The following is a 16,342-nucleotide window of genomic DNA, read 5'->3' on the forward strand; positions in this document are numbered from 1 at the left end:
TTAGGCTAAACTCTGCATAGTAACCAACTTAAAATATTCGCCTTTAACAGCCAATAAATCTTCATGTTTACCTTGTTCTACGATTTTCCCTTTTTTCATTACTACAATTTTATCTGCTTTTTGAATGGTTGATAATCTGTGAGCAATCACTAAAGAAGTTCTATTTTGCATCATTTTTTCTAAAGCAACTTGAACCAATTGTTCAGATTCTGTGTCTAATGCTGAAGTGGCTTCGTCTAAAATCATAATTGGTGGATTTTTTAAAACCGCTCTTGCAATAGATAAACGTTGTTTTTGTCCTCCAGAAATAGTATTTCCACTATCTCCAATATTATTGTTGAATTGCCCAGGTAAATCTTTTATAAACTCATATGCATTTGCAATTTTAGAAGCTTCTAAAATTTGTGATTCTGTTGCATCTTGTACACCTAACTTAATATTGTTTTCAATAGTATCATTAAACAAAATTGAATCTTGAGAAACAATGCCCATTAAGCCTCGTAAAGATTTTTTAGTAATATTTTTAATGTTTTCTTCATCAATAAAAATTTCGCCTTTATTTACATCGTAAAAACGAGTAATTAAATTAGCCAGGGTAGATTTTCCACTTCCAGATTGTCCTACCAAAGCTACAGTTTCTCCTTTGTTTATGGTTAAAGAAAAATCTCTCAAAACATAATCTTTCTTGTATTTAAAAGAAATATTTTTAAACTCGATTTTATTAGTGAAATTTTGTTTTACAATAGCGTTAGGAAGATCTTTAATATCATTTTCAGTGTTTAAAACACTCATAATTCTTTCTGCAGAAGCTTCTCCTTTTTGAATATTATAATACGTAGTTGTAATTAATTTTATAGGGTTTAAAACTGTATAAAATAATACAATATATCCCATAAATTCATCTGGTTGAAGCGCGCTTGTGTTAGATAATACTTCAGTTCCTCCATACCATAGAATTGCAATAATAGTTGCAGATCCTAAAAACTCACTCATTGGTGAGGCTAAAGTTTGTCTGTGAATTACACTCGTCATCAATTGCTTAAAACTTAAAGTGGAATTGTTAAATTTTTTCTCAATTACATTTTCGGCATTAAAACCTTTAATTATTCTTAAGCCAGTTAAAGTTTCTTCAATAAATGATAAAAAGTTTCCAGTTTCTTTTTGTGCTTTTACAGAGTTTGCTTTTAATTTTTTACTGATGGATGAAATAATAAAACCAGAAACTGGTAATAACACAAAAACAAAAAGAGTTAATTTTACGCTCATAAAAAGCATAATTGCAATGGCAATAATTACTGTTAAAGGCTCTCTAACAATAGTTTCTATAGATGTTAATATGGAGTTTTCTACTTCCTGAACATCAGAAGTCATACGTGCAATAATATCTCCTTTTCTTTTTTCTGAAAAATAAGAAACAGGTAATTCTACAATTTTTTTATACAATTTATCTCGTAAATCTTTTACAATTCCCGTTCTTAAAAAAGTAATTACATAGGAAGCTAAATATCTAAATAAATTTTTTAGAAAAAATAAAGAAATAGCTAAAAGACAAATAAAAATAAGTGTTTTAATATTTCCTTCATTTTCTATTTTTTCTGAAATAAAATAATAGAAACTTTCTTTTAAATAAGTACCAATATGAGTGATATCTTCATAAATTGGTTTTTTAACTATTTTTTTATCGGTTTCAAATAGTATTCCTAAAACAGGAATGAAGGCTAAAACAGAAAGCACATTAAAAATTGCGTAAAGAATATTAAAAACAATGTTTAGTATTGTAAATTTTCTGTACTTCTTTTCGTATTTTAAAATGTCTTTGAAATAACTCATTAATTTAAGTTCATTTCTTTAATAATTCGTTGAATTTTAGCATCCAGTTCAGCTTCAACTTTATCTGCATTTTCTGCACTATCTAAAGAAGTGTTTACACTAAAATAAAATTTAATTTTAGGTTCGGTTCCACTTGGTCTTGCTGCAATTCTAGTTCCGTTTTTGGTTTGATAAATTAAAACATTCGATTTTGGTAAATCAATCTTTGTGGTTTCACCAGTAATTAAGTTTTTTCTAGTAGATGCTTGGTAATCTGAAAGTGATTCTACTTTTTCACCATCTATTCCTTTAATAGGGTTGTTACGCATATCGCTTAACATTTTCTGAATTTCAGCAGCACCATCCATTCCTTTTTTGGTGATAGAAATTAAATGTTCTTTGTAAAAACGGTTATTTACATAAATGTCTAATAATTCTTCATAAAAAGAGCTGCCATTTTGTTTAGCTAAAGCTGCTACTTCACAAGCTAAAAGTGTTGCAGTAACTGCATCTTTATCTCTTACAAAATCACCAACCATATATCCAAAACTTTCTTCTCCACCACCTATAAAATCAAGTTCAGGAAAATCACGCACCATTTTAGCAATCCACTTAAAACCTGTTAAACCAACTTTGGTTTCTACGTTATAATTTGCTGCTAAATCATTTACTAACTCTGTAGAAACAATAGTAGATCCAACAAATTGTTTTCCATTTAGTTTTCCTTCATTTTTCCATTTTTTCAACAAAAACTGAGTCATAACCACCATAGTTTGGTTTCCATTCATCAGCTTCATATTGCCTTCTAAATCTCTTACAGCAACTCCTAATCTATCACAGTCTGGATCTGTACCAATTACAATATCAGCTCCGATTTTGTTAGCTAAGTCTGTTGCCATTTCTAAAGCTTCTGGCTCTTCTGGATTTGGCGATTTTACCGTTGGAAAATCTCCATCTGGTTTTCTTTGTTCTTCTACAATATGCACATCAGTATAACCAGCTTTTTTTAAAGCGTCAGGAACAGAAACAATTGAAGTACCATGTAATGACGTAAATACTATTTTTAAATTGTTTCTATCGATGTTTTTTGATAACGATCCATTTTTTACAGAAGCCTCTATAAAAGCTTCATCAACTTCTTTTCCAATAACTTCGATTAAACTTTCATTTGCATCAAACTTTATTTCAGAGAAATCCAAGGTGTTTACATTAGCTATAATTCCGTTATCATGAGGAGGTACAATTTGACCACCATCTGCCCAATAAACCTTATAACCATTATATTCTGGTGGATTGTGAGAAGCTGTTAAAACAATACCTGCATCACAACCTAAATGACGAACAGCAAAAGATAGCTCTGGAGTTGCACGTAAATCTTCAAACAAGAAAACTTTGATGTTGTTTGCAGAAAAAACATCTGCAACTACTTTAGCAAATTTTTTACTGTTATGTCTACAATCAAAAGCTATTACTACTTTTAATTGTTCTTTTTTTATGTTTTTTATTAAATAATTAGATAACCCTTGAGTGGCTCTACCTAAAGTGTATTTATTAATTCTGTTGGTTCCTGCACCCATAATACCACGCATTCCACCAGTTCCAAATTCCATGTCTTTGTAAAATCGATCATCTAAATCAGAAGAGTTCGTAGCTATTAATTGTTGAATTTCGGCTTGTGTTTCAGCATCAAAAGTAGCAGTTAACCACTGTTTTGCTTTGTCTAAAATTTTGCTCATTTTAATTAAATATTAGTTGTCTAAAATACAAATATACATTTTAGAAATTGAGTTTTTCTTTTATTAAGTAGTGTTTTTCATTGCTTTTAGTTCTAATGATCAACTCGCCAATAAAACCTGCTAAAAATAATAAAGTTCCTAAAATCATTGAAGTTAGGGCAATATAAAACCAGGGATTATCTGTTACCAAAATGGTTTTAATGCCATTATAAAGTTTGTATAATTTTAAAACTCCGATATAAAAAGCACTTGTTGTTCCGAATAAAAACATAAAAGTACCCCATAAACCAAAGAAGTGCATAGGTCTTTTACCAAATTTAGATAGAAAAGAAATGGTAATTAAATCTAAAAAACCATTTACAAAACGGTCCATTCCAAATTTTGTAACACCATATTTTCTTGCTTGGTGTTGCACCACTTTTTCACCAATTTTAGTAAAACCTTCATTTTTAGCCAATACAGGAATGTATCTATGCATTTCGCCACTTACTTTTACAGTTTTAATTACCTCATTTTTGTAGGCTTTTAAACCGCAATTGAAATCGTGTAATTTTAAACCTGAAGTTTTTCTAGCAGCAGCATTAAATAACTTTGAAGGAATGTTTTTGGTAATTACGTTGTCATAACGCTTCTTTTTCCAACCAGAAATCAGGTCGAAATCTTCTTTAACAATTAGATCATATAATTCTGGGATTTCTTCTGGATTGTCTTGTAAATCTGCATCCATAGTAATTACTACATTACCTTTTGCCATTTCAAAACCAGCGTCTAAGGCTTGAGATTTTCCATAATTTTTTTGAAAACGAATTCCTTTTACAGAGTTGTATTTTTCTGATAGTTTTTCAATAACATTCCAAGAAGTATCTGTACTACCATCATCAATAAAAATAATTTCATATAAATAACGATTGGATTGCATAACTTTTGCAATCCAATCGTGTAATTCTTGTAAAGATTCTTCTTCATTAAGAAGTGGTATTACTACCGAAATGTCCATATGTAAGTTTCAAAGTTCTTAAAAGCAATATTCAAAGTTACGGTTTTCGTACTTATTGAACAATTGACTTTTAAAATTTAATATGTTTCTTCTTCTGAGTGTTTCATGATGGCAGATGTAATTGCAGAAAAGATAAATCCTAAAACTAAGCCACCAATTACCATACCTCCAAATAAAGAAACATAAAAATAATCTTCAGTCATTTGTTTAGAAAGGTCTATCTGGTCTTGAGACATACCAGCATCTTGCCATTGTACTATAGATTTTTCAATAATTTGATTTTTGAATTCAGGCTCTATAAAAGAGGTAAATAAATACGTATATATTGCTGAAATAATTACTCCAATTAAAACTACACCCATACCAATTTTAACACCTTGTCCCCAAGACATAAAACCTCCATTATCAAATTTAAACTTTTTTGTAGCTAAAACAATAAAAGTAATCATAATAGCAAAACCTATAAGTGAGGTTGCTATACCTTGCTCTAAATGCTTGCCTAAAGCATACATTATTAAACTAAAAATTACTGATACAACACCGTAATACAATCCATAATTTAAAATAGTATTTTTACTACTTGCTTGATTTTCCATTTTTTTAAAGTTTAGTTAGTTTTACAAATATATTCATTTCGTTGAAATTGTATTAAAATTTATTTTTATTTAAAAAACCATGACAACAATTAATTAGTATTCAAACATTTAAAAATGTTACAAAAAATTTAAGATTTTTTAATTGCTAAACTGAAAATCTATTGTAAATTTGCATCGGCAAGTTCTACACAACTAGCTCCCTTTGAATCCCCCAGGGTGGGAACACAGCAAGGGTATTAGGTTGTAGCAGTGTGATGTAGGTAGCTTGCCATTTTTTATGCGCTAAATTTAGATATCTTCATTTACTTTTAAGATATTTGCAAAACTTAAAGCATTGAATATTAAATCGTAAACTTTTTTATGTCTAAAGTTGTTTTAGTTACTGGCGCTTCTTCTGGAATTGGAAAGGCAATTGCTTCTTTTTTATCAGAAAAAGGTTTTAAAGTATATGGTACCAGTAGAAATCCTAAAAACATTAATGAGTATAACTTCAAATTAATTGCTTTAGATGTTTTAAATGTTGAAACTATTAAACATGCAATAGATACAATTATTAAAGCTGAAGGTAATATTGATATTTTAGTAAACAATGCAGGAATTGGTGTTACAGGACCAATTGAAGAAACTCCAACAGACGAAATGCGCAATGCATTTAATACCAATTTTTTTGGAGCAATTGATGTAATTAAAACTGTTTTACCCTTCATGCGAAAGCAACAATATGGTTTAATTATAAATACAACTTCTATTGCTGGATATATGGGTTTGCCTTTTAGAGGAATTTATTCTTCGTCGAAAGGAGCTTTAGAATTGGTTACAGAAGCCATTAGAATGGAGGTAAAAAGATATGGAATTGATTTGGTAAATGTGGCTCCTGGAGATTTTGCAACAGATATAATTTCACGAAGATATCATACACCACTTTTTGAAAATTCTGTTTACAAAGAAAACTATAAAGCAAATTTAGATTTGATGGATGCTCATGTAGATACTGGTAAAAACCCCATTGAAATGGCTGAAAAAGTGTATAAAATAATACATACGAAAAACCCTAAAATACATTATAAAGTAGGAGGTTTTTTAGAGAAATTCTCTATCGTTTTAAAAAGAATTTTACCAGATACTTGGTTTGAAAAATTATTAATGAATCACTACAAGCTATAACAAATACATTCGTTTTTGTTTATAAGTAGTAATAAATTGATGCTATTTCAATTCTTAAAATTATAAGTAAGTAACTATCTTTGCGTTAGGGATTGAAGCGTTTGTTTGAGCTCTTTTGTGAAGATTGAACAAAAAGCGAGTGCGTAAAGCCCGCCCTTTTTTGGGAACGCCCAAATAATAGAAAAAACACAACAAAACATAAACAAATGAAATTTTTTATTGACACTGCAAATTTAGATCAAATTAAAGAGGCGCAAGCTTTAGGTATTTTAGACGGAGTTACTACAAACCCATCTTTAATGGCAAAAGAAGGAATTACAGGTGAAGAAAATATTATTAACCATTACAAAGCAATTTGTGAGTTGGTTGATGGTGATGTTTCTGCGGAAGTAATTTCTACAGATTTTGATGGAATGGTAAGAGAAGGAGAAGCTTTAGCTGCTTTAAACCCGCAAATTGTGGTAAAGTTACCTATGATAAAAGACGGTATAAAAGCGTGTAAATATTTTTCATCTAAAGGAATTAAAACTAACGTAACTTTAGTTTTTTCTGCAGGACAAGCTTTACTAGCTGCAAAAGCAGGTGCAACTTTTGTTTCGCCATTTATTGGACGTTTAGACGATATTTCTACAGATGGTTTGAACTTAATTGCAGAAATTCGTCATATTTATGATAATTATGGTTTCGAAACTGAAATTTTAGCAGCATCAGTGCGTCATACAATGCATGTTATAGACTGTGCAAAAATTGGTGCAGATGTTATGACAGGACCTTTAAGCGCAATTGAAGGTTTGTTAAAACACCCTTTAACAGATATTGGTTTGGCAAAATTTTTGGCAGATTATAAAAAAGGAAACTAAAAAGTTTTCAGTTTTCAGTTTTCAGTTTTCAGTGATTCACTAATAACTAACAACTAACAACTAACAACTTTTTAAATCTTTTAAGATTTAAAAAATGTATCCAAAAAAAGAACTCGCACAAATCGTAATTTCAGCATGTATACAATTTGATGTTGATACTGTTGTAATATCTCCAGGTTCACGAAATGCACCCTTAACAATTGGTTTTTCTAATCATCCAGAAATACAAACTTTAAGTGTGGTAGATGAACGTTGTGCAGCCTTTTTTGCTTTAGGTATTGCACAACAAACAAAAAAACCAGTTGCAGTTTTATGTACTTCAGGCTCTGCATTGTTAAATTATTATCCAGCAATTGCAGAAGCATTTTATAGCAACATTCCTTTAGTGGTAATATCTGCAGATAGACCAAAACATTTAATTGATATTGGTGATGGACAAACTATTAGGCAAGAAAATGTATTTGAAAACCACATTTTATTTTCTGCAAATCTTGTAGAAAATGAAAAGTTTAAAACCAGAAACGCCCAGTTAATAGGTGAAGCTTTACAAATTTCTATTTCTCAGCAAGGTCCTGTTCATATAAATGTTCCTTTTGATGAGCCCTTATATGAAACTGTAAAAAAGTTAAACAACTTTAGTTTTCCACACATTTCTTTAAGTTCATTAGATAATTCTCACATTAATTATAACGAATTATCTAAAATATGGAATGCAGCAGAAAAGAAAATGATTGTTGTAGGTGTAAATTATCCTGATAATGAATTGCACAATTTAATGGATTTATATGCGGAAGATGATTCTGTACTAATTTTAACAGAAACTACCTCAAATTTGCATCATAAAAAGGCAGTAAACTCTATAGATCAGTTGATTTTTTCTATGGAAGATACTGATTTTAAAGAGTTGCAACCAGATATTTTAATCACTTTTGGAGGTATGATTGTTTCTAAAAGAATCAAACGATTTTTAAGAGATTATCAACCAAAACATCATTGGAATATTGATGCTAAAAAAGCAACCAATACCTTTTTTTGTTTGTCTGAATTCATACAAACAACACCTGTAGATTTTTTTACTCATTTTAATAATTTTATCAAACCAATACAAAGCAACTACCAACCAAAATGGTTAAAAATAAGAGATTACAGAAGGCAAAAACATGCTGAATATTTTAAAGATTTAAAACATTCTGACTTCAAAGTTTTTGAAGAGGTTTTAAAAAAAATACCAGAAAATACTAGTTTGCAAATTAGTAATAGTGCCATTATTAGATATGCGCAACTTTTTACCATTCATAAAACACTAACAGTTTTTTGTAATAGAGGTACAAGTGGAATTGATGGAAGTACTAGTACCGCAATTGGAGCTGCTTTTGCAAATAAAAACCAAACTGTTTTTATAACTGGAGATCTAAGCTTTTTTTATGATTCTAATGCACTGTGGAATAAAAACATTCCAAATAATTTCAGAATTATATTAATAAACAATTCTGGTGGCGGAATTTTTAAAATCATACCAGGACCAAGAACTACAAATGCAGCAAATTATTTTGAAACACCACATTGTTTAACAGCAGAACATTTGGCTAAAATGTATAATTTCGAATATGTAAAAGCATACTCAAACGAAACTGTAACAAAAGGTTTACAAGGCTTTTTTAAAGCATCAGAAAAACCAAAAATATTAGAAATCTTTACTCCAAATCAAGAAAATGATTTAGTTTTAAAAGAATATTTTAAATATATAAAATAATGGACGAACACGAAGAAGAAAATAATTTTCAAGAAATTGAATATGATTTTAAAGAAGGAGATAAGGTAAGTTTAATAATTGAAACTGAAACCGCTTTAGGTTATACTGTATTAATTAATGATGAGTTTGATGGCTTGCTTTTTAGAAGTGAAGTTTTTCAAGAATTAGAAGAAAATATGGAGGTTGTAGGTTATATTAAAAAAATTCGTGAAGATGGTAAAGTAGATGTTTCTTTACGTCCACAAGGTTTTAGAAATGTAATTGATTCTGACACAGACAAAGTATTGCAAAAACTTAAAGATAGTAGAGAAGGGTTTTTGTTGTTAACAGATAAAAGTAGTCCTGATGCTATTCGTTTTCATATGAAAATGAGTAAAAAGGCTTTTAAAAAAGCGGTAGGAAATTTATACAAGCAAAAATTAGTTCTATTAAAAGAAGATAGAATTGAATTGGTAAAATAAAAACGAGGTGAAAAAGTTATTTTTCTGTATTTTAATTTTAACTGCTTCAGTTGCGAAAGCTCAATTTACTGAAGTTTTGACTTCTGATAGACCAGGACAAGCTTTGTCTGCAAACACAGTTGGTAAAAACGTTTTTCAAGTGCAAACGGGTATCGATTTTTTTGACAATAATTCTCAATTTTATCCAAATTCTTACTTTAGATATGGGCTTTCAGAAAAGTTCGAATTAAATTCTGGTATTATTTTATCTGGAAGTAAATTTGCGAATGAAATCGCTTCTTTTTCAGTTGGAGCAAGATATAATTTATCTGATATAGATAGCAAATTTACTTCAACTTTACAGTTTTCTCATGATTTTGGAGCAACAAATAACAACTCTCAATTAACATACATTTTAGCAAGTTCTTTTTCTGAAAAACTTTCTTATACTGTTAACTTAGGAATTAATTTTGATAATGATTTCGGAGTAAATAATGGAATTTATGTATTTAATTTATCTTACGGAATTAACTCAAAAATGGGTGTTTTTCTAGAGACTTTTGGAAACTTTTTAAATAGCGGTTTTCAATTGAATATAGATACAGGAATGTATTATCTTTTAAATAATAATTTCCAAATAGATGCGCTTGTTGGAGATAATGACGGTTTATTTTTAGGAGCTGGATTTACTTGGAGAATTCCTGCAAAAAAAATATAATTACCTTCCACCAAGCCTTAAAATATTTTCATAAAAAGCATCTGCATTTGGGTTAGATGGATCCATTTTTCCGTATCCAATTTTGTAATATTTCAAAGCTTTTTTAATGTTTTTCCCTTGTTCATAATAGCGTCCAATATAATAATCACCCAAAGGAGAACTTGGATAAAGCTTTAAAATCATTTTACCGAAATTTAATAATTGATCTCCGTTTTCTTTTTCAATTACAATTTTTTCAATTGCATAAATATCTGTTTCACGAATTCCTAAATTGGTACCAAACAAAAACTCTATATCTAAATATTTGTTTTCTAAATAAGAAATGGCATCAATAGGAGACAAATCTTTAATGTTTTTATCAAATTCTTCTTTAGAAATTCCAGAATAAATTTCAAAAACTTTAGTCAAAGCTCTGGGTATTGCTTCACTCATTGCAGAAATACTGCTTTTTGTGACTATAGTGTCATTTATAACATTAAAATTTTCAAGTTTTAAACCTGCAAGTCCTTTTTGTAATTCACCAATTCGAATTTGTTTATTTTCCGAAAACGAGGTAGAATTATTCGTGTAATAATAAAAAGTATTGTCTTCTTTTTGGAACCTTGGAAAATCGTAAGATTGCATTTGGTTTCCTATAAAATCAGAGTAAATAGGGTTTATACAAATATATGCGTTGATAAATGGAGTAGATTCTCTTAAAAAATTTGTAATTAAATTAGCGGAAGTTCCTTCACCAATCAACGAAATAAAAGGCGATGTTTTATAAGTACTTTCAATTTCGAAAATAACTTCATTTTTTAAGAACTGATAAAATTTTTCATTATCGGTAGTTAAATTTCCATTATTTATATTAAAATAAGTATCCTTTTTTCTAGTTTTACTCATTTGTATTCCGACAATAATTTGTTTTGGAGCTTTATCTTTTGCAGCAAATAAAACCGAATTTCCTACATAAGCATCAAACATATAGGAAGCGTCTAATACAATTGCAAGCGGATAATTTTTTTCTTTAGTATCATCATAACCTTCTGGAAGGTAAATTTTTATTTTTCTTTCATCATCAACATAATTGGAGTTAATGGTTTTATTTAAAATTTTTTGCGAAAATCCAATCACAGAAAAAAAAAGGAATATTAATGGAAACGTTTTCTTTATCATCATTTAGAATGTTTATTTTTGTAAATCTAAATTTTTAGTTCTTTTCTTAGAACGTCTAAAATACAAAAATATGATACAACCTGAATGGAAAACTGCCAAAGAGTATGAAGATATTACTTACAAGAAATGTAATGGTGTTGCAAGAATAGCATTTAACAGGCCCAATGTTAGAAATGCATTTCGTCCTAAAACAACATCAGAATTGTATGATGCATTTTACGATGCTGGTGAAGATGTAAATATTGGAGTAGTATTACTTTCTGCAGAAGGTCCAAGTACAAAAGACGGTGTGTATTCATTTTGTTCTGGAGGTGATCAAAAAGCAAGAGGTCATCAAGGTTATGTTGGTGAAGATGGTTACCACAGATTAAACATTTTAGAAGTACAGCGTTTAATAAGGTTTATGCCAAAAGCTGTAATTTGTGTAGTTCCAGGTTGGGCAGTTGGTGGAGGTCATTCATTACATGTGGTTTGCGATTTAACGTTGGCAAGCAAAGAACATGCTATTTTTAAACAAACTGATGCAGATGTAACCTCTTTTGATGGTGGTTATGGTTCAGCATATTTAGCAAAAATGGTAGGTCAGAAAAAAGCAAGAGAGATTTTTTTCTTAGGAAGAAATTATTCCGCTCAAGAAGCTTATGAAATGGGAATGGTAAATGCTGTAATACCTCATGATGAACTAGAATCTACTGCTTATGAATGGGCACAAGAAATTTTGGCAAAAAGTCCGACTTCAATTAAAATGCTAAAATTTGCTATGAATTTAACTGATGATGGAATGGTTGGTCAGCAAGTTTTTGCAGGAGAAGCAACAAGATTAGCTTACATGACAGATGAAGCAAAAGAAGGAAGAGATGCTTTTCTTGAAAAAAGAAAACCTAATTTTCCTAAAAAATGGATACCATAAACAGTTTATTAATTTATAAGTCATAATTATTTATGAAAATAATTTGTATTGGGCGCAATTACGCTAAACATATTGAAGAGTTGGCAAATGAAAAACCAGACAATCCTGTTGTTTTTTTAAAACCAGACTCAGCAATTTTACCTAAAAAAAATCCATTTTTTATTCCTCCTTTTTCAAATGATGTTCATTACGAAGTGGAGGTTTTAGTAAAAATTAATAAAGTTGGAAAGCATATTGATGAAAAATTTGCCCATAAATATTACGATGAAATAGGATTAGGAATCGATTTCACAGCACGTGATGTACAGCAACAATGCAAAGAAAAAGGATTGCCTTGGGAAAAAGCAAAAGCATTTGATGGAAGTGCAGTTATTGGCGATTTTTATGCAAAAGAAATATTTGATTTAGAAAATTTAAATTTTCAACTATATAAGAATAATGAGTTAGTTCAAGATGGTAATACAAATACCATGTTGTGGAAAATAGATGAACTAATAGCTTACGTATCGCAATATTTTACACTAAAAAAAGGAGATGTTATTTTTACAGGAACACCTGCAGGAGTTGGTAAGGTTTCTGAAAATGATACTTTAGAAGGTAAAATTGAAAGTAACACTGCTTTTTCAATACGTGTTAAATAGTTTTTAAGTAACAGACAATAATTATACTTTTTTGGGCGATAAAAAAACTATTTTAATTTTTTACTGAGTTACTTTTGTTTCTTTAACATATGTTAATACCTTTACAATATTTTATAAAATTTTAAAAATGAATAAAATTACTTTTTTTAAAACAATACTTTTTTTATTGCTTTCAACGTTTTCTTACGCTCAAAATGCAGCGTATTACGTAAGTCAAGAAAATGGTTTAGATAGTAACGATGGTTTATCATCAGCAACACCATTTAAAACCATAGGGAATATTCCAAAAACTGTAACTGCAAATGGAGATACTGCTTTTGAGATTGTTTTAATGGGAACTTTTGTAAACGATAGTTATTATTCAAGTGGAACAACAAAACATACTTACACTGGAGATATTTCTGCACCCTTTATTTGGAATTCAGAAAACACATTGAATTTTAGCGGTTTTCAAGGACAAGCTGGTAAATACATTACTATAAGATCTTTTGATTCAAACACAAAACTAAAAGGTAATGGTAGTAACATTTTAAGAGTACAAAACTCAGAGTATTTAATTATAAAAGATTTAGTCATAGAGGGTGAAGTGCAGAGTATTGCATTATCTACAGCAAACGATTTACAATTTTCCTATTTAAATTTAACTACAGACCCTTCTATAGACCGTTACAATCCTACTTTAGAGCAAATAAGAGAAAGAGATGAAGATGATTGTATAGTACCTGGATGTGATACGTCTCAAGACGGTTCTTTGCCTAAAATTAATGGAGATGATACTGTGAGACCTTCTTATGTAGACACAAGAGGATTTTTTTTAAGCAATATTAATAATGTTCAAATTTTAAATAATACTGTTACTCAAATGCCAGGTGGTGGTTTAAGAGTTTCTGATGCAGAAGATGTAGATATTATTGGTAATGAAGTATCTTATTGCTCTTTAAGATCTTTTTCTGGTACACATGGTTTGGTAGTTACAAAAGCAACAAGTACGAGAACCACAGATGATTATAGAATTAGAATTCTAAGAAATAAAGTTCATCATAATTATAACGAACAATATTCTTGGGCACCAGATAAAGATAAAATTACACCTCACATTGATGAAGGTAAAGGAATTTCTTTACAAAGAAACCAAACCACTTACGAAGATGATGGAACAACTATTAAAGTAAATTGGGAACATGGTAGAATTTTAGTAGCCAACAATCTTACTTATTTTAATGGCTTTAGTGGTGTGCATTCTAATGATGGAAATCGTGTAGATTTTATTAATAACACTTCTTATTTTAATTCATACACAAAGTCTATTACAGAAGATGATGATGGTGACCCCTCAACATTTCCTACTTCCAATAATGGAGGAAATATAGGAATTAGTATGAGTGATGGTTTCGATTGTAAAATTATTAATAATATATCTATAATAGATTCTAGACTAAGTAAATCTGCGATATCTGTTAAAAATAGTACAATTGCAACAAGTTCAGCTACAGAAGCAACAAGAGATGCAGGTACACCAGATGCTGAAATTAAGAATAATCTTATTTATGGGACAACCTTAGCTGGTGTAACTGGTACAATTAATGAAAATGCGACAACAAATGGTATTCAATTAAATTCAATTAAAGCAGATCCTCAATTTGTAGATCCTACAAATTTTGATTTTAGGTTAAAAATTACCTCTCCAGCAATAAACGCAGCAGATAATACAGAGGCAATTACAACAGATTTTAATGAAGACCCAAGATTTGGAATTGCAGATATGGGGGCTTTAGAATTTGATGCTAATGTAACTTTATGGGAAGGTACAAACAGTAGTTCTTGGTCAGACGCAGGAAACTGGAGTAATGGAGTTCCTTTAAATGACAATACATATGCTATAAATATTCCAGCAGGTTTAACAAATTATCCAGAAATAACAACTGCAGGAGTTTCTTTAAAAGATATGTATATAAATACTGGAGGAACTTTAAATATAGCTCCAACAGGTTCTTTAACAGTGGAAAGAGATTTGACCCAAGATGGAACTTTTACCATAAAATCAGACGCAACAAATAATGGCTCTTTTATACTAAAAGGAGACCAAAAAGGATTAGGAAATGTAGCTTATGATAGATATGTAACTACAAATTGGCATTTGGTTTCGTCTCCAGTTGATGGTCAAAACATTAATGATTTTGCTGCAGATTTAGAAAGAAATTCAGAAAATTATGCAGTTGCAGCTTATGACAATAGCCTAGATTTAGGTTCAAGATATACTTATTTTACAGACAATACAGGAACTAATGATATTGCTTTTGCTGGTTTTTTCAATGCAGGAAAAGGATATTCAGTTAAAAAAACAGCAGCAGGAACTTTAACTTTTTCAGGGTTGATACATACAGATGCAACACCAGTTGCAATTGTTGATGGAGTTTCGGGTGCTATTGGTAATAAATGGAATTTGGTTGGTAACCCATCTACAGCATTTATAAACTTGAATGATGATGCAGATGCCACAAACAACTTCTTAACAGTAAATGCGACTAAATTAGATCCTTTAAGAGTTGCTGTTTATATGTGGAATGGATCAGGTTATGATATTTTAAATCATTCTGGTTCAGCAGCGTATTATGCAGCTCCAGGTCAAGGGTTTTTTGTGCAGGCTAAAGATGGTGGAGAAACAATTAACTTTACAGAAGAAATGCAAAGCCACCAAACAGGAAAATCTTTTTTTAAATCATCAAATTTAACTCCAGAAATAGAAATACTTGTTTCTTCTAAAAATATTACTAAAAAAACACAGATAAAATATTTACAAAACACAACTACAGGTTTAGATCCTGGTTACGATGCAGGAACTTTTTCAGCTGAACCAAGTAGTTTTGATATTTATACACATTTAGTATCTAATAGTGAAGGTCATAATTTTGCTTTGCAATGCTTACCAAATTCAAATTACGAAACTATGATAGTTCCTTTAGGGGTTACTGCTGAAAAAGATGCAAACATTACTTTTACAAGTAAGCAATTAAATTTACCAACAGGAATTAATGTTTATATTGAAGATAAAGTGACAAACACTTTTACGCAAATAGATGCAGAAAAATCTTCTTACACAATTACCTTGAATGAAGCAGTAAACGGAATAGGACGTTTTTACATTCACACGACCTCTAATGCTCTAAATGTAAATACGTTTGAATCGCAAAACGTACAGATTTATAGTTCAAGTAAAAACACTATAGAAATTGCTGGCTTGCACAACAAAAAATCAAATGTGACAATTTTTGATTTAGTGGGTAAAAAAGTATTTTCTCATACTTTTGAAGCGAAAGGACATAATCAAATAAATCTTCCAAACTTAAAAGTTGGAGTGTATGTAGTAAACTTGCAATCAGAAAAAGGAAACATCTCTAAAAAGATAGTTTTAAAATAATCACCTCTTTTTTAAATTATTTTGCCATTATCAAACTAAAAAATTGATAATGGCATTTTATTTTTATAAGTTTTCTGTTTGTATCTTTGTTGTCTTCAAAATTCATAAAAAATAAGATAAACATTGATTAATTTTTTCATAC

13 protein-coding genes and 1 other RNA gene are annotated in these 16,342 nt (G+C 29.8%); 9 read left to right on the forward strand and 5 right to left on the reverse strand.

The features are described from left to right. The 4 genes from FDT66_RS12880 to FDT66_RS12895 all read right to left on the reverse strand — a co-directional run bounded on the left by FDT66_RS12880 (position 1) and on the right by FDT66_RS12895 (position 5,138). Positions 1-1,830, reverse strand: coding sequence for an ABC transporter ATP-binding protein (locus tag FDT66_RS12880; protein WP_138537195.1), 1,830 nt, complete (start codon positions 1,828-1,830; stop codon positions 1-3). Further along, positions 1,830-3,545: a phospho-sugar mutase gene (locus tag FDT66_RS12885; RefSeq protein ID WP_138537197.1), complete on the reverse strand. Its 1,716-nt coding sequence runs from the start codon at positions 3,543-3,545 to the stop codon at positions 1,830-1,832. The genes FDT66_RS12880 and FDT66_RS12885 overlap by 1 nt, the downstream gene beginning before the upstream one ends. A 40-nt stretch (positions 3,546-3,585) precedes the next feature. Continuing rightward, positions 3,586-4,542: a glycosyltransferase family 2 protein gene (locus FDT66_RS12890; protein WP_138537199.1), complete on the reverse strand. Its 957-nt coding sequence runs from the start codon at positions 4,540-4,542 to the stop codon at positions 3,586-3,588. A gap of 77 nt (positions 4,543-4,619) precedes the next feature. Continuing rightward, on the reverse strand, positions 4,620-5,138 hold the full coding sequence (locus tag FDT66_RS12895) for a DUF4199 domain-containing protein (protein WP_138537201.1): 519 nt from the start codon (positions 5,136-5,138) through the stop codon (positions 4,620-4,622). Between the two features lie 175 nt (positions 5,139-5,313). On the opposite strand from FDT66_RS12895, the gene ffs reads away from it, so the two are divergent. The 6 genes from ffs to FDT66_RS12925 all read left to right on the forward strand — a co-directional run bounded on the left by ffs (position 5,314) and on the right by FDT66_RS12925 (position 10,073). Beyond that, an RNA gene (gene ffs / locus FDT66_RS12900) (signal recognition particle sRNA small type) lies at positions 5,314-5,412 on the forward strand. 86 nt (positions 5,413-5,498) lie between these two features. Then, on the forward strand, positions 5,499-6,302 hold the full coding sequence (locus FDT66_RS12905; protein ID WP_138537203.1) for an SDR family oxidoreductase: 804 nt from the start codon (positions 5,499-5,501) through the stop codon (positions 6,300-6,302). A 206-nt stretch (positions 6,303-6,508) separates the two neighbouring features. Continuing rightward, positions 6,509-7,162, forward strand: coding sequence for a fructose-6-phosphate aldolase (gene fsa / locus FDT66_RS12910; RefSeq protein WP_138537205.1), 654 nt, complete (start codon positions 6,509-6,511; stop codon positions 7,160-7,162). 94 nt (positions 7,163-7,256) lie between these two features. Further along, positions 7,257-8,915, forward strand: coding sequence for a 2-succinyl-5-enolpyruvyl-6-hydroxy-3-cyclohexene-1-carboxylic-acid synthase (gene menD / locus FDT66_RS12915; protein WP_138537207.1), 1,659 nt, complete (start codon positions 7,257-7,259; stop codon positions 8,913-8,915). Beyond that, complete coding sequence (locus tag FDT66_RS12920; RefSeq protein WP_138537209.1) at positions 8,915-9,376, forward strand: S1 RNA-binding domain-containing protein; 462 nt, start codon at positions 8,915-8,917, stop codon at positions 9,374-9,376. The genes menD and FDT66_RS12920 overlap by 1 nt, the downstream gene beginning before the upstream one ends. A 7-nt stretch (positions 9,377-9,383) precedes the next feature. Continuing rightward, positions 9,384-10,073 (forward strand): transporter, encoded by a 690-nt coding sequence (locus tag FDT66_RS12925; protein WP_138537211.1) that lies wholly within the window; start codon positions 9,384-9,386, stop codon positions 10,071-10,073. Here the strand turns inward: FDT66_RS12925 and FDT66_RS12930 are convergent, their stop codons facing one another. Next, positions 10,074-11,234: an alpha/beta hydrolase-fold protein gene (locus FDT66_RS12930; protein ID WP_246034876.1), complete on the reverse strand. Its 1,161-nt coding sequence runs from the start codon at positions 11,232-11,234 to the stop codon at positions 10,074-10,076. It lies immediately after the preceding gene. A 67-nt stretch (positions 11,235-11,301) separates the two neighbouring features. Between FDT66_RS12930 and FDT66_RS12935 the strand changes: the two genes are divergently transcribed. The 3 genes from FDT66_RS12935 (at position 11,302) to FDT66_RS12945 (ending at position 16,200) form a co-directional block, all read left to right on the forward strand. Continuing rightward, entirely contained in the window at positions 11,302-12,141 is an 840-nt protein-coding gene (locus tag FDT66_RS12935) for a 1,4-dihydroxy-2-naphthoyl-CoA synthase (protein WP_138537213.1), read from the forward strand. A gap of 32 nt (positions 12,142-12,173) precedes the next feature. After that, complete coding sequence (locus FDT66_RS12940) at positions 12,174-12,782, forward strand: fumarylacetoacetate hydrolase family protein (RefSeq protein WP_138537215.1); 609 nt, start codon at positions 12,174-12,176, stop codon at positions 12,780-12,782. Between the two features lie 127 nt (positions 12,783-12,909). After that, positions 12,910-16,200: a T9SS type A sorting domain-containing protein gene (locus FDT66_RS12945; RefSeq protein WP_138537217.1), complete on the forward strand. Its 3,291-nt coding sequence runs from the start codon at positions 12,910-12,912 to the stop codon at positions 16,198-16,200. Positions 16,201-16,342 lie beyond the last annotated feature (142 nt).

It is taken from the genome of Polaribacter aestuariivivens (assembly GCF_005885675.1).
Lineage (GTDB): Bacteria > Bacteroidota > Bacteroidia > Flavobacteriales > Flavobacteriaceae > Polaribacter > Polaribacter aestuariivivens.